This is a genomic window from Streptococcus pantholopis (assembly GCF_001642085.1).
Lineage (GTDB): Bacteria > Bacillota > Bacilli > Lactobacillales > Streptococcaceae > Streptococcus > Streptococcus pantholopis.
Genome location: NZ_CP014699.1, coordinates 1,687,174 through 1,700,686, shown reverse-complemented (window position 1 = coordinate 1,700,686; position 13,513 = coordinate 1,687,174). Strand labels below are relative to the sequence as shown.

The 13,513-nt window shown below is 43.1% G+C and carries 12 protein-coding genes and 1 tRNA gene; 12 read left to right on the top strand and 1 reads right to left on the bottom strand.

What is annotated here, in order from left to right; all coding sequences use genetic code 11:
* Window positions 1-13 precede the first annotated feature (13 nt).
* The 7 genes from grpE (at window position 14) to A0O21_RS07865 (ending at window position 6,865) form a co-directional block, all read left to right on the top strand.
* On the top strand, window positions 14-553 hold the full coding sequence (gene grpE, locus A0O21_RS07895; RefSeq protein WP_067063984.1) for a nucleotide exchange factor GrpE: 540 nt from the start codon (window positions 14-16) through the stop codon (window positions 551-553).
* Window positions 554-778: 225 nt separating this feature from the next.
* Entirely contained in the window at window positions 779-2,617 is a 1,839-nt protein-coding gene (gene dnaK / locus A0O21_RS07890; protein WP_067065238.1) for a molecular chaperone DnaK, read from the top strand.
* 264 nt (window positions 2,618-2,881) lie between these two features.
* Entirely contained in the window at window positions 2,882-4,015 is a 1,134-nt protein-coding gene (dnaJ, locus tag A0O21_RS07885) for a molecular chaperone DnaJ (protein WP_067063981.1), read from the top strand.
* 286 nt (window positions 4,016-4,301) lie between these two features.
* Window positions 4,302-5,051, top strand: coding sequence for a tRNA pseudouridine(38-40) synthase TruA (gene truA / locus A0O21_RS07880; RefSeq protein WP_067063977.1), 750 nt, complete (start codon window positions 4,302-4,304; stop codon window positions 5,049-5,051).
* On the top strand, window positions 5,041-5,808 hold the full coding sequence (locus tag A0O21_RS07875; RefSeq protein ID WP_067063974.1) for a bifunctional hydroxymethylpyrimidine kinase/phosphomethylpyrimidine kinase: 768 nt from the start codon (window positions 5,041-5,043) through the stop codon (window positions 5,806-5,808). Before truA ends, A0O21_RS07875 begins: the two co-directional genes overlap by 11 nt.
* Window positions 5,795-6,262: an ECF transporter S component gene (locus A0O21_RS07870; RefSeq protein WP_067063970.1), complete on the top strand. Its 468-nt coding sequence runs from the start codon at window positions 5,795-5,797 to the stop codon at window positions 6,260-6,262. Before A0O21_RS07875 ends, A0O21_RS07870 begins: the two co-directional genes overlap by 14 nt.
* Before the next feature lie 39 nt (window positions 6,263-6,301).
* Window positions 6,302-6,865: a TIGR01440 family protein gene (locus A0O21_RS07865; protein WP_067063966.1), complete on the top strand. Its 564-nt coding sequence runs from the start codon at window positions 6,302-6,304 to the stop codon at window positions 6,863-6,865.
* Between the two features lie 57 nt (window positions 6,866-6,922).
* On the opposite strand, the gene A0O21_RS07860 is transcribed toward A0O21_RS07865, so the two are convergent.
* Window positions 6,923-7,780, bottom strand: a complete 858-nt coding sequence (locus A0O21_RS07860; protein WP_067063963.1) for a mechanosensitive ion channel family protein — start codon at window positions 7,778-7,780, stop codon at window positions 6,923-6,925.
* A gap of 229 nt (window positions 7,781-8,009) precedes the next feature.
* Here A0O21_RS07860 and tig point away from each other — a divergent pair, with 229 nt between their 5' ends.
* The 5 genes from tig (at window position 8,010) to A0O21_RS07835 (ending at window position 13,506) form a co-directional block, all read left to right on the top strand.
* On the top strand, window positions 8,010-9,293 hold the full coding sequence (tig, locus tag A0O21_RS07855) for a trigger factor (RefSeq protein ID WP_067063959.1): 1,284 nt from the start codon (window positions 8,010-8,012) through the stop codon (window positions 9,291-9,293).
* A gap of 191 nt (window positions 9,294-9,484) precedes the next feature.
* Entirely contained in the window at window positions 9,485-10,156 is a 672-nt protein-coding gene (locus A0O21_RS07850) for an HAD family hydrolase (protein WP_067065236.1), read from the top strand.
* Between the two features lie 521 nt (window positions 10,157-10,677).
* Entirely contained in the window at window positions 10,678-11,271 is a 594-nt protein-coding gene (rpoE, locus tag A0O21_RS07845) for a DNA-directed RNA polymerase subunit delta (protein WP_067063955.1), read from the top strand.
* 395 nt (window positions 11,272-11,666) lie between these two features.
* Window positions 11,667-13,277 (top strand): CTP synthase, encoded by a 1,611-nt coding sequence (locus A0O21_RS07840; RefSeq protein ID WP_067063952.1) that lies wholly within the window; start codon window positions 11,667-11,669, stop codon window positions 13,275-13,277.
* 143 nt (window positions 13,278-13,420) lie between these two features.
* A tRNA-Leu gene (locus tag A0O21_RS07835) sits at window positions 13,421-13,506 on the top strand.
* The last annotated feature ends 7 nt before the right edge of the window (window positions 13,507-13,513 follow it).

Genomic DNA, 13,513 nt, shown 5'->3' with positions numbered 1-13,513 from the left:
AGAGGTTGAAATCTTGGCAGAAGATGTAAAAAATGAAGAAGTTGAAAAAGAGACTGAAGCAGCAGATACAGTGACCGATGATTCAGTGCAGGAAACTGCGGAGGAAACTCCTGAAAAATCGGAACTGCAGCTGGCCAATGAACGGGCAGAGGATTTTGAGAATAAATACCTGCGTGCTCATGCAGAAATGCAAAATGTTCAGCGTCGGGCAAATGAGGAGCGGCAAAATTTGCAGCGCTACCGCTCTCAAGATTTAGCAAAGGCTATCCTGCCAAGCTTAGATAATCTTGAGCGTGCTTTAGCTGTAGAAGGGCTGACAGATGATGTTAAAAAGGGGCTTGAAATGGTTCAGGAAAGCCTGCTGCAGGCCTTAAAAGAAGAAGGTGTAGAGGAAGTTGAGGTCCAGCAATTTGACCACAATTTCCATATGGCCGTTCAAACTTTGCCGGCAGATGATGAGCATCCGGCCGATACTGTCGCAGAGGTTTTACAAAAGGGTTACAAACTGCATGAACGTTTGCTCAGACCAGCTATGGTTATTGTTTATAACTAGAGGTTTATAAGAAGCCTCCTATAAAAGCAAGAGGCAGCAACTTGCTGTGCTGAGCCATTGTTTTTGATTTGAGGCTTTGACTATTCGACCGCAATGTCATAAAACTATAAGAAAAAAGAAATAGAAAATTGAAAGGAAAGAGAACCTAGAGAGTCGGTTTTTGCCGTTTTCTTGATAAGCCGGATTGTGAAAATCTGTATTTGGCTGGTTCTTGGTAATGTATTTATGTCTAAAATTATTGGTATTGACTTAGGAACAACTAACTCAGCGGTAGCAGTTCTGGAAGGAACTGAAAGTAAAATTATTGCAAATCCGGAAGGCAATCGTACGACCCCTTCAGTAGTATCTTTTAAAAACGGTGAAATCATTGTAGGAGATGCTGCTAAACGGCAGGCGGTTACAAATCCGGAAACGGTTCTTTCTATTAAATCTAAAATGGGAACCTCGGAAAAAGTTGCGGCTAATGGAAAAGAATACACACCGCAAGAAATTTCAGCTATGATTTTACAGTATCTTAAAGGTTATGCTGAAGATTATCTTGGAGAAAAGGTAGACAAAGCTGTTATTACGGTTCCTGCTTACTTTAACGATGCACAGCGTCAAGCCACAAAAGATGCCGGTAAAATTGCCGGACTTGAGGTAGAACGCATTATCAATGAACCTACTGCAGCTGCCCTTGCCTATGGTCTTGATAAGACAGATAAAGATGAAAAAGTTTTGGTCTTTGACCTAGGCGGAGGAACCTTCGATGTCTCAATTCTTGAATTAGGGGACGGTGTTTTTGATGTATTGGCCACTGCTGGAGATAATAAACTGGGCGGAGATGACTTCGACCAAAAAGTTATTGATTTCTTGGTTGAAGAATTCAAGAAAGAAAACGGTATTGATTTGGCAGCAGACAAAATGGCTCTTCAACGTTTGAAAGATGCTGCAGAAAAAGCTAAAAAGGATTTATCAGGAGTAACACAAACGCAAATCAGCCTGCCGTTTATCACGGCTGGTGAAGCTGGCCCGCTGCATTTGGAAACAAATCTTTCGCGCGCTAAATTTGACGATTTAACAAGTGACTTGGTTGAACGGACTAAAACACCGGTTCGTCAAGCACTCTCTGATGCTGGACTGTCATTGTCTGAAATTGATGAAGTTATCCTTGTCGGCGGATCAACACGTATTCCTGCTGTTGTTGAAGCTGTTAAGGCAGAAACAGGCAAAGAGCCTAATAAGTCTGTTAACCCTGATGAAGTTGTTGCTATGGGGGCTGCTATTCAAGGCGGTGTGATTACAGGTGATGTGAAAGATGTCGTCCTGCTTGATGTTACTCCGCTGTCACTGGGTATTGAAACAATGGGCGGTGTGTTTACAAAACTGATTGACCGCAACACAACTATTCCAACGTCTAAATCACAAGTCTTCTCTACAGCAGCAGACAATCAGCCTGCAGTGGATATTCACGTGCTTCAAGGGGAACGCCCTATGGCCGCAGATAATAAAACACTTGGCCGCTTCCAGCTGACTGATATTCCGGCTGCTCCTCGCGGTGTACCGCAAATTGAAGTGACGTTTGATATTGATAAAAACGGGATTGTTTCGGTAAAAGCTAAAGATCTTGGAACACAAAAAGAACAGCACATTGTCATTAAATCTAATGATGGCTTAAGCGAAGAAGAGATTGACCGCATGATGAAGGATGCTGAAGCAAATGCTGAAGCAGATGCTAAGCGCAAAGAAGAAGTCGATCTTAAAAATGAAGTGGATCAGGCTATCTTTGCGACTGAAAAGACGATTAAGGAAACTGAAGGCAAAGGTTTTGATACTGAACGCGATGCTGCCCAGTCTGCCCTTGATGAATTAAAAGCGGCTCAAGAATCCGGAAATCTGGATGACATGAAAACTAAGCTAGAAGCGCTTAATGAAAAATCACAAGCTTTAGCAGTGAAACTTTATGAACAAGCAGCAGCGGCTCAGCAAGCTCAAGCAGAAGCAGACGGCAACCAAGCAGAAGGAGCTTCAGATAACAAGGGCGGCGACGATGATGTTGTTGATGGCGAGTTCACTGAAAAATAAGGTTTTACTCAGCTAGTTTAAGGTTTTTACTCAGTGGTTTTCCTTGCCAGGCTGTGAAAAGATCTCACGGCCTGTTTGAGGATTTAACAAAATACAGCAGTCCTTGGATCGGTATTGCTGCCGAAAAGACAGTCTGCTTTGACTGAGAGAAGTCTGAAAAATGTTAAACTATCAGTGAATTGCTTTTTACGCCATAAAATCAATCATATAAATCAGAGGTTGAGAAAAAGCAGCAACCTCTGTTTTTGAATAAAGGATATAAAGATGAATAATACTGAATTTTATGAACGCTTAGGGGTATCAAAGGATGCTTCTCAGGATGAGATAAAAAAAGCTTATCGCAAGATGTCCAAGAAATATCATCCGGATATAAATAAAGAAGCTGGTGCTGAGCAAAAATACAAAGATATTCAAGAGGCGTATGAAACTCTGGGAGATCCGCAAAAACGTGCTAATTACGACCAATACGGTTCTGCTGGTGCCCAAGGCGGCTTTGGCGGAGATGCCGGTGGCTTTGGCGGCTTTGACAGCAGCGGCTTTGGCGGTTTTGAAGATATCTTTTCAAGTTTCTTTGGCGGCGGGACCAGCCGCAATCCTTCTGCTCCCCGTCAGGGAGATGATTTGCAGTACCGTCTTAATCTTCAGTTTGAGGAAGCTGTTTTTGGAATTGAGAAGGAAGTCAGCTACAATAGAGAGTCCTCCTGTGCGACATGTGCAGGTACAGGGGCCAAGCCGGGGACAAGTCCGGTGACCTGTTCGAAGTGTCACGGTTCAGGTGTGATCAATGTAGATACGCAAACTCCTCTTGGAATGATGCGCCGGCAGGTGACTTGTGATGTCTGCCATGGAACCGGTAAAGAAATTAAAGAGCCTTGTGCAACATGTCATGGAACAGGCCATCAGACACAGACGCATAAAGTATCTGTGAAAATTCCTGCCGGTGTCGAAACCGGACAGCAAATTCGTCTGCAGGGTCAAGGTGAGGCTGGATTTAACGGCGGTCCTTACGGAGATTTGTTTGTCATTATTAATGTCCTGCCAAGCAGTCAATTTGAGCGAAATGGTTCAACGATTTATTATCAGATGGACATTAGTTTTGTTCAGGCAGCTCTTGGCGATACAGTTGAAGTGCCTACCGTTCACGGGAATGTTGAGATGTCTATTCCGGCAGGTACACAGACCGGAAAAACCTTCCGTCTGAAAGGCAAAGGTGCTCCTAAACTCAGAGGGAACGGACAAGGTGACCAGCATGTGACGGTCAATATTGTAACCCCAAATAAATTAAATGATGCTCAAAAAGAAGCTTTGAGAGCTTTTGCAGCAGCTGGAGGAGATAAGGTCCACCCCAAGAAAAAAGGCTTCTTTGATAAAATGAAAGATGCTTTTGAAGAGATTTAAATTCAAAAAGAAGAGGACTGAACACTCTCGGATTAAAGCCGGGGTCACCTCTTCTTTTTTGATTGATGATCAGATGGTGCTATTTTAAACAAGGCGGCATAAGAGCGGTATTTTATCTCAGGTTTTACGACTAGGTCTTAGGCTGTAGGCCAATATCTGGGGCATCTTTATTTTAGTGAAATTGCTGCGAGAGCGTCCGGTTTTACTGGCTGATGATCGATCTGTCTGGGGACAGTTTCTGTAATCTATCCTAGAGTCCTGTGCCGAGAAATGATAAAATAATGGCATGATACGATATAAGGCGATTATTTCATATGACGGGACAGATTTTTCTGGTTTTCAGCGCCAGCCGCGGCAGCGGACAGTTCAAGAGGAGCTTGAGAAGACACTGCAGCGCTTAAACAGCGGACAGGCTGTTGTTGTCCATGGTGCCGGGCGTACGGATGCTGGTGTTCATGCTTACGGTCAGGTCGTTCATTTTGATTTACCGCAGGCGCGTGATCTTGAAAAACTGCGTTTCGGACTGGATACACAGACACCGGATGATATTGATGTGATTAGTGTTCAAGAGGTTTCAGAGGCTTTTCATGCTCGTTATAATAAGCATTATAAAACCTATGAATTTCTTGTAGATATCGGCCGGCCTAAAAACCCTTTGCTGCGTCACTATGCTACCCACTTCCCCTATCCGCTGACTCTTGCGCTTATGGAAGAGGCTCTCCCAGATTTGCTTGGGACGCATGACTTTACCGGCTTTACCGCTGCTGGCAGCAGTGTGATCAATAAGGTCCGTACCATAAAAGCGGCTGAGCTTCGCTTTGACAAAGATAAAAATCTTTTGGTTTTTACCTTTTCCGGTGACGGTTTTCTTTATAAACAGGTCCGCAATATGGTGGGGACCTTACTTAAAATCGGAACGGGCAGGATGCCTGTCAGTCAGATTAAGACTGTATTGGAAACAAAGGATCGCACCTTGGCTGGACCGACTGCTGCGGGTAATGGTCTTTATCTGAAGGAGATTATTTATGAAGAATGATTATATTTTAACGATAGCAGGCAGTGATATCCTCAGTGGCGGAGGCCTGCAGGCCGATTTAGCCACTTTTTCGCAATACCGCCTTTTTGCCTTTGTCGCTCAGACCTGTATGACTAGTGTGGAGGAGGGGCAGCTAGAGGTTATTCCGACAGATTTGACAGTTTTTAAGAAGCAGCTGAAAAGCCTTGCAGGTATCCCTTTTTCGGTTATTAAGATCGGCCTGCTCCCAACTGAAGAGATTGCGGCTGCTGTTTTGGATTTTATTAAACAGCAAGCTGCTGCCAAAATAGTTTTGGATCCAGTCCTTGTGTTTAAAGAAAACAGTGATAAAGAAGTAGCTGATATGCGGGCTATCTTGCGTGATTTTTTTCCTTATGTTACTGCAGTGACTCCTAATCTTCATGAAGCTGAAATCTTATCTGGTCAGTCTATCAGGAATTTAGCTGACATGCAGAATGCTGCTTACTTCTTATACCAGATGGGGATTGAAAGTGTAGTAATAAAGGGAGGGACAAGGCTAGCCTCTCCCTTAGCTACAGATATAGTTTATGATGGTGAAAATATGCAGGAGTTCAGCACACCTTTGCTTAATCATAATAATAACGGTGCTGGCTGTACTTTCGCGGCCAGTATTGCGGCTCAGCTGGCTTTTGGAAGCAATCTGCCTGAAGCTGTAAAAAAGGCCAAAGCTTTTGTTTATCATGCTATTACACACGCAAATGAATATGGGGTGGTGCCGTATTATGGGGAAAAATAAGACAAAAGAATTAGCGGTTTTGGCTGTGTTAACAGCTTTAAGTGTTGTTTTAGCCTATATTCACCTGCCGACGCCGACGGGCTATTTAACTTTATTGGATACGGGGATATACTTCACAGCCTTCTATCTTGGATCGCAGTCAGGAGCAGTTGTGGGCGGGCTGTCAGGTTTTTTAATTGACCTTTTGCTTGGTTATCCTCACTATATGATTTATAGTTTAATAGCTCATGGCCTTCAGGGCTTCTTTGCTGGCTGGAAAGGCAAGAAACGGTTGCTGGGAATCTTGTTGGCTGGTGTTGCTATGGTAGGATCTTATTTTGCAGCAGCATTGCTGCTTGGCTATGGCTGGGGTGCTGCCTGGGCAGGAATCTGGGGCAATATTGCTCAGAATATTCTGGGGCTGGCAGCAGGTGGTTTTACTTACTTGGCCTATAGACGCTCTGGAAAGCGATAGATTTGGCTGCTGCCAGTTATTAAGAGAGGAAGTTTATCTATGGATTTGAAAATACTGGAAAAGGAAACCAGACGCATTGCAGCTGATATTATTGAGCGCAGTGCGATTAAAAAAGACCAGATTTTTGTTTTAGGCCTGTCTTCCAGTGAGGTTGCCGGCGGCTTAATCGGAAAGAATTCCAATCTTGAAATTGGTGAAGTCATCGTTAAAACTATTATGGAAGAAGTTGCCAAATCCGGTGTGTATTTGGCGGTTCAGGGGTGTGAGCATATTAACCGCGCTCTGGTCGTTGAACGTGCAGCAGCAGAAAGCAAGGGCCTGGAGGTTGTCAATGTTCTGCCGACAGTTCATGCTGGCGGAAGCGGACAGCTTGCAGCTTTTAAATTTATGACTGATCCTGTTGAAGTGGAGGAAGTGACTGCCGATGCCGGACTTGATATCGGTGATACATCAATCGGGATGCATGTTAAGCGTGTACAAGTCCCGCTCATCCCTCTGGAACGTGAGTTGGGGGGAGCCCATGTGACGGCGCTTGCCAGCCGTCCTAAATTGGTAGGCGGAGCGCGAGCTCAGCACAGTCAAGATCCGATTCGGAAATTTTGAGATAAAAAAAGGACAGACCTCACAATCATGGGGCCTGTCCTTTTTTTGATAAGCCTGTCAGCCTTTAGCGGCTGGAAGAGACTGATCTTTAAAAGTGTTGATTGTTGGCAGCTGAATACCGTCTGCAGTCAAGGCTTCTTGATAAAAGCCATAAAAGACTGAGTAAATTCGATTTTGCTGACCGTTTTGAACAAAAATATGAATGCGAAAAACCAACTGTCCAGCTTGATTGGTTTGCAGCCCCAGAATTACTGGATTGTCAACAATTTCTGGGTAGTTTGGCAGCTGTTTTTTGTTGACTGTTTCTATGATATCAGTGATTTTTTCCAGATTGGCATGAGCATAAATCGGAATATCGATCTGTGCCCGCATATTGCCGCGCGATTTATTGCTGACAAGCAAAATTTCCCGATTGGGGATAAAGTGGAGCGTCCCGTCAAACCCGCGAACCTGAGTTGTACGGATACCAAGATTGGTAACATTGCCCGCGATTGAGCCGATTTCAACAGAATCGCCGACATCATACTGGTTTTCCAGAAGAATAAAAAAACCGTTAACCACATCTGAGAGAAAGCCCTGAGCTCCAAGACCGACTGCCAGGCCGGCGAGCCCTGCTCCAGCCAAGAGGCTGGAAACCGGGACTCCCAAAATTGTTAATGTCCAGTAAAGGAGAAGAAAATAAAGCCCATAATTCATGATATTGTTTGACAGCTTAACAATGGTCTGCTGTCGGGCTTTATTCTGACGTATAAAAGACAGCGATTTGCCAATCGTCTGGTTTAGGATATGGGACAGGATTCGTTTGCTAATAAAAAATAAAAGCAGCAAGAGCAGCAAGGAGACCAGCTTTGAAAGGGCCTCAACAGCCAAATCGTCCAGATGAAGCTGCTCGATATATCTTGTTATAATAGCCATAAGCTTAGTTTATCAAAAAAACAGCAAAACGAAAAGAGAAGACAGTTTTTTGAGCGGCGTTCAGGCTATAACGGTCTGTCAAAAAAGCAGCAGAAAGTCATTGTCATTTTGACTAATCCCTCCTCAAATTTTTTCAGATGAAAGAAATTTGTATAAAAAAACTTTTAAAAGCTCATGAAATATGGTAAACTAAACTGTATCTAAATAATTTTAAGGAGAAACGACTGCAATGTCAACATCATTTGAAAATACAGCTACAAATCGTGGTCTCATTACATTCACAATCGGTCAGGATAAGATTCAGCCGGCGCTGGATCAGACATTCAATAAAGTAAAAAAAGACTTGAACGTCCCAGGATTCCGTAAAGGGCGTATACCGCGTGCAATTTTTAATCAGAGGTTTGGGGAAGAAGCCCTGTATGAGGATACTCTCAATGCTATTTTGCCTGCAGCCTATGATGCAGCAGTTGCTGAATTAGGACTTGATGTTGTGGCACAGCCGAAGATTGATGTTAAGTCAATGGAAAAAGGGGCAGACTGGACTTTGACAGCCGAAGTGGTAACTAAGCCGGAAGTTAAGCTTGGTGATTATAAAAATCTTGAGGTATCAGTTGATGTCGATCAGGAAGTGACTGATGCTGAAATTGATCAAAAGGTTGAAGCTGAGCGCAATAATCTAGCTGAACTCGTTCTTAAAGATGATGCTGCTGAAGAAGGGGATACTGTTGTTATTGACTTTGTCGGTTCAGTTGATGGTGTTGAATTTGATGGCGGCAAAGGGGATAATTTCTCTCTTGAACTTGGTTCAGGACAGTTCATACCTGGTTTTGAAGAACAGCTGGTCGGCAGCAAGGCAGGGGAAACCCTTGATGTCAATGTGACATTCCCAGAAGATTACCAATCTGAAGATTTGGCCGGCAAGGCGGCAAAATTTGTCACAACTGTTCATGAAGTAAAGGCAAAAGAAGTACCGGAGCTTGATGATGAACTGGCAAAAGATATCGATGAAGAGGTGGAAACCCTTGAAGAGCTGAAAGCTAAATATCGGGACGAATTAGCAGCTGATAAGAAAAAAGCTTATGATGATGCTGTTGAAGGTGCTGCGCTTGAATTGGCTGTTGAAAATGCTGAGATTGTTGAACTGCCTGAAGAAATGGTTGACGCAGAAGTTCATCGTGCAATGAATGAATTTATGAATAATATGCAGCGTCAAGGTATTTCACCAGAAATGTATTATCAGTTGACAGGAACGACTGAGGAAGACCTTCATAAACAATATGAAGTCGATGCTGAAAAACGGACCAAGACTAATCTCGTCATTGAAGCGATTGCTAAGGCTGAAGATTTTGAAGCAACAGAAGAAGAAATTGAAAAAGAAGTTACAGAACTTGCTGCTGAATACAATATGCCTAACGAACAGGTTCGCAATCTTCTTTCAGCAGATATGCTTAAACATGATATTGCAATGAAAAAAGCGGTCGAAGCAGTGACAAGCACAGCAAAAGTAAAATAAAGCTAAAAACCAGATGGCTGCATCTGGTTTTTTATGTCTGCCTTTTTATAGTGACTGTTAAAGTCTTAATTATAAATGGTTCTTCTTTGATTATTTTGCTATACTGGAGGTATAAAAGAGCTTCTGCCTGATTGGCTCTGCAGCTGCTGCAGCCAGGACGGCTGAATTTATTGCTAAAGCCGGGAGTTGCTATGATAAAAGCTATTATTTTTGACATGGATGGGGTCATTGTTGATACGGAATATTTGGATTTTCAGCTTCAGAGCGCTTATATTAAATCTCTTTCCTCATTTCCTGAGCAATTGACTCATGACGATTTTTCTCATTTAGTCGGACGTTCTGGGCAGGATTTACTGGCTCGGATCAAGGCACTTACCAAGACGCATCTGACTTTTGATGATATTGAACAGGGGCTCAGAAGGATTGAGCAGAAAAAATATCATCCCGCTGCCTACCTGCCTTTGTTTAGAACAGACATCACAGCAATTTTACAGTACGCCAAAGCACAGCATATATCGCTTGCGGTTGCTTCATCAACGCAGAAATCATATCTTTTAGATATTTTGAAAAACTGCGGGATTAAAGAGGCCTTTGATTTAGTTGTCAGCGGTGAAGATTTTCCCAAAAGCAAGCCCGATCCAGCTATTTATCAGTTTGTCTTAAACTATTTTGATTTATTTCCTTCTCAAGCGCTGGTAGTGGAGGACTCGCCTTCCGGAATTAAAGCGGCTAAAAGCGCTGGGATTTATACAATTGCTTATGAAGAAAAAAGAATGGCTGTTGACCAGTCTCAAGCCGATACAAAGGCCAGAGATATGAAAGAAGTTCTAGACCTGATTAAGCAGAGAAATTCCCAGGAGTAAAAATGGTAAATGTTTTGACGAAAAGTGATTTTTAGCGTAAAATAGAGAATGCAAAATATATGAAGACAGAAGGCACTGTAACACTGAGTACAGAGCTAAGGCTGTATAGATTAAAAAGTGCATAGCTGTATGTCTGCGGGAAGCGCTTGAAATGATTTAGAGGGCTAAATTTTTCCGCTTATGTTTAGCCGTCTTGGTAGGGGTGGCAGACGAAATCACAGATTTCTGGCTTACCGCCTTTTGCTTTGCTCTTTAAACGGCCTTGTATCTTGTGTAATTGAACACGGCCTAAGAGCTGTGCAAAAAAGATAAAATTTCCTAGAGTCTTAGCGACTCTTCGTCAATTTTCCTATTTTTGCTGTGAGCTTTAAACGGCCTTTGTATCTTGTGTAATTGAACACGGCCTAAGCTCTTTGCAAAAAAGATAAAACTTCCTAGAGTCTTAGCGACTCTTCGTCAGTTTTCCTATTTTTGCTGTGAGCTTTAAACGGCCTTTGTATCTTGTTAAAAGGAGAAGGATTTTGGAATTAGAAGTATTAGCTGGACAGGAAAAAGATGAGCTTTCAATGATTGAGGTTGCTCGGGCTATTTTGGAGGAGCGCGGCCGTGATAGTGAAATGCATTTTAGCGACCTTGTTAATGACATCCAAAGTTATCTGGGAAAAACAGATCAGGATATTCGTGAATCACTCCCTTTTTTCTATGCTGATTTGAATACTGACGGCAGTTTCATCCCGCTTGGTGAAAATAAGTGGGGTCTGCGCTCATGGTATGCTGTTGACGAGATTGATGAAGAAATCATTACACTTGAGGATCACGAAGAAGGTGCGCCTAAGCGTAAGAAAAAACGGGTCAATGCCTTCATGGATGGTGATGAAGATGCTATTGACTACAGAGATGATGACCCGGAAGATGAAGATTTTACACCGGCTGACCAGGAAGTGGAATATGAAGAAGAAAATCCGGATGATGAGAAGGATGAAGTGGACTCTTATGATTCGGAAATCAATGAAATTATTCCTGATGACGACTTAGATGAGGATGTTGAGCTCAATGAAGAGGACGATGACGAAGAGGATGAGGAGTTTGAGCGGGAGGAAACTGAGAACAGTTAATAAAAGTTTGTTTATTATAGTGACCTAATTAAGTTTTAGAATCTGGAGAAGAGCTGCAAGTCTTCTCCTTTTTTAGACAATTACTGTTAGCTGCTTGCACTGAAAACTATTTAGTGTTTATCAATATTGTGATTTTTTAGTTGCTTTAGTTTACTGTACTAATTGTTCTCTTTTCCTTGGTCAGTGCTGTTTAATCAAATGATATAAAAGGGATTTGACAAATACTGTAAGATAGTTTATATTTATTATTGGGCACCTCTTGATGAGGTCGGAAAATGCTCCCTAGCAATAGGGAGCTATTTTGTTTTTTAAGCTTAACAGGCATCTGTCTGTTCCCTAATATTATGATTTGTTGCTATTTGAATTTTACTGTATGCTTTTAAAGGAGTTTTTGGATGACAAAGTATATTTTTGTAACCGGCGGTGTGGTTTCTTCAATCGGTAAAGGCATTGTTGCGGCCAGTCTGGGACGTTTACTAAAGAATCGCGGTCTGAAAGTCACAATTCAAAAATTTGACCCTTATATTAATATAGATCCTGGGACAATGAGCCCTTACCAGCACGGGGAAGTTTATGTGACAGATGACGGTGCTGAAACTGACCTTGACTTGGGGCATTATGAGCGTTTTATCGATATTAATTTAAATAAGTACTCCAATGTCACAACAGGGAAAATTTACGATGAGGTCTTACGAAAAGAACGGCGCGGAGAATATCTTGGAGCGACTGTTCAGGTCATTCCCCATATTACCAATGCCTTAAAAGAGAAGATAAAACGTGCTGCTGCGACTACTGACTCCGATGTGATTATTACTGAGGTTGGCGGTACGGTAGGGGACATTGAAAGCCTGCCTTTTCTGGAAGCCCTGCGCCAAATGAAAGCTGATGTCGGCTCAGATAATGTCATGTATATTCACACCACCTTGCTGCCTTATTTGAAAGCAGCCGGGGAAATGAAAACCAAACCGACTCAGCACTCAGTCAAAGAGCTGCGCGGTTTAGGCATCCAGCCGAACATGCTGGTGATTCGGACAGAAAAACCGGCTGAACAGTCCATTAAAAATAAGCTGGCACAGTTTTGCGATGTAGCGCCTGAAGCTGTTATCGAATCACTTGACGTAGAACATATCTATCAGATACCGCTCAATATGCAGGCGCAGAATATGGATCAGATTGTCTGTGACCATTTAAAACTGAATGTTCCGCCTGCAGATATGACTGCTTGGTCGGCAATGGTTGATAAGGTTTTGACACTTAAAGAGACAACTAAGATTGCTCTGGTCGGCAAATATGTTGAGCTGCCGGATGCTTACCTTTCCGTTGTTGAAGCCTTGAAACATTCAGGTTATGTTAACGATTCGGCAATTGATTTGAAATGGATTAATGCTAATGATCTAACGTCCGAAAATGTAGCTGATGCCCTTGGCGATGCTGACGGTGTCATTGTTCCCGGCGGCTTTGGCCATCGCGGAACAGAAGGAAAGATTGCTGCCATCCAGTATGCCCGTGAAAACGACCTCCCTATGCTGGGGATTTGTTTGGGAATGCAGCTGACTTGTGTTGAATATGCCCGGCATGTTCTTAATCTTGAAGGAGCCAATTCAACTGAGCTTGACCCTGATACTAAATACCCTGTTATTGATATCATGCGTGACCAGATTGATATTGAAGATATGGGGGGGACGCTGCGTCTGGGCCTTTATCCATGTAAGCTCAAGCCCGGCAGCAAAGCAGCAGCTGCATATCATAGTCAAGAAGTTGTACAGCGGCGTCACCGCCACCGTTATGAATTTAACACTAAATTCCGTGAACAGTTTGAAGCAGCAGGCTTTGTCTTTTCAGGGGTATCGCCGGACAACCGTCTAATGGAAGTTGTTGAACTGCCGGAGAAGAAATTCTTTGTGGCGGCTCAGTACCATCCTGAGCTGCAAAGCCGGCCTAACCGCGCTGAGGAACTTTACACTGCCTTTGTGACTGCGGCTGTAGAGAATAAACAAGCCCGGTAGAGGGTGATAAGAACGGCTGGCTGAGGAGCTGTGCTTTCCCCGTCAATCTCACTGAGACTGTCACTTTCACACGATAGAATGATATTTTGAAAAAAGATGTTGACAACCCTGATAGTAATTGATATAATTATCTTTGTTGTCACGCGGGAATGGCGGAATTGGCAGACGCGCAGGACTAAGGATCCTGTGACCGCTTTAGGTCGTGAGGGTTCAAGTCCCTCTTTCCGCAAAAGCAG

Bases quoted from the DNA above. Each gene is read 5' to 3' on its own strand.
- A0O21_RS07870 (WP_067063970.1), top strand. From the start codon at position 5,795: ATGGGGAAAAATAAGACAAAAGAATTAGCGGTTTTGGCTGTGTTAACA.
- dnaK (WP_067065238.1), top strand. From the start codon at position 779: ATGTCTAAAATTATTGGTATTGACTTAGGAACAACTAACTCAGCGGTA.
- truA (WP_067063977.1), top strand. From the start codon at position 4,302: ATGATACGATATAAGGCGATTATTTCATATGACGGGACAGATTTTTCT.
- A0O21_RS07865 (WP_067063966.1), top strand. From the start codon at position 6,302: ATGGATTTGAAAATACTGGAAAAGGAAACCAGACGCATTGCAGCTGAT.
- dnaJ (WP_067063981.1), top strand. From the start codon at position 2,882: ATGAATAATACTGAATTTTATGAACGCTTAGGGGTATCAAAGGATGCT.
- A0O21_RS07850 (WP_067065236.1), top strand. From the start codon at position 9,485: ATGATAAAAGCTATTATTTTTGACATGGATGGGGTCATTGTTGATACG.
- A0O21_RS07860 (WP_067063963.1), bottom strand. From the start codon at position 7,780: ATGGCTATTATAACAAGATATATCGAGCAGCTTCATCTGGACGATTTG.
- tig (WP_067063959.1), top strand. From the start codon at position 8,010: ATGTCAACATCATTTGAAAATACAGCTACAAATCGTGGTCTCATTACA.
- A0O21_RS07875 (WP_067063974.1), top strand. From the start codon at position 5,041: ATGAAGAATGATTATATTTTAACGATAGCAGGCAGTGATATCCTCAGT.
- A0O21_RS07840 (WP_067063952.1), top strand. From the start codon at position 11,667: ATGACAAAGTATATTTTTGTAACCGGCGGTGTGGTTTCTTCAATCGGT.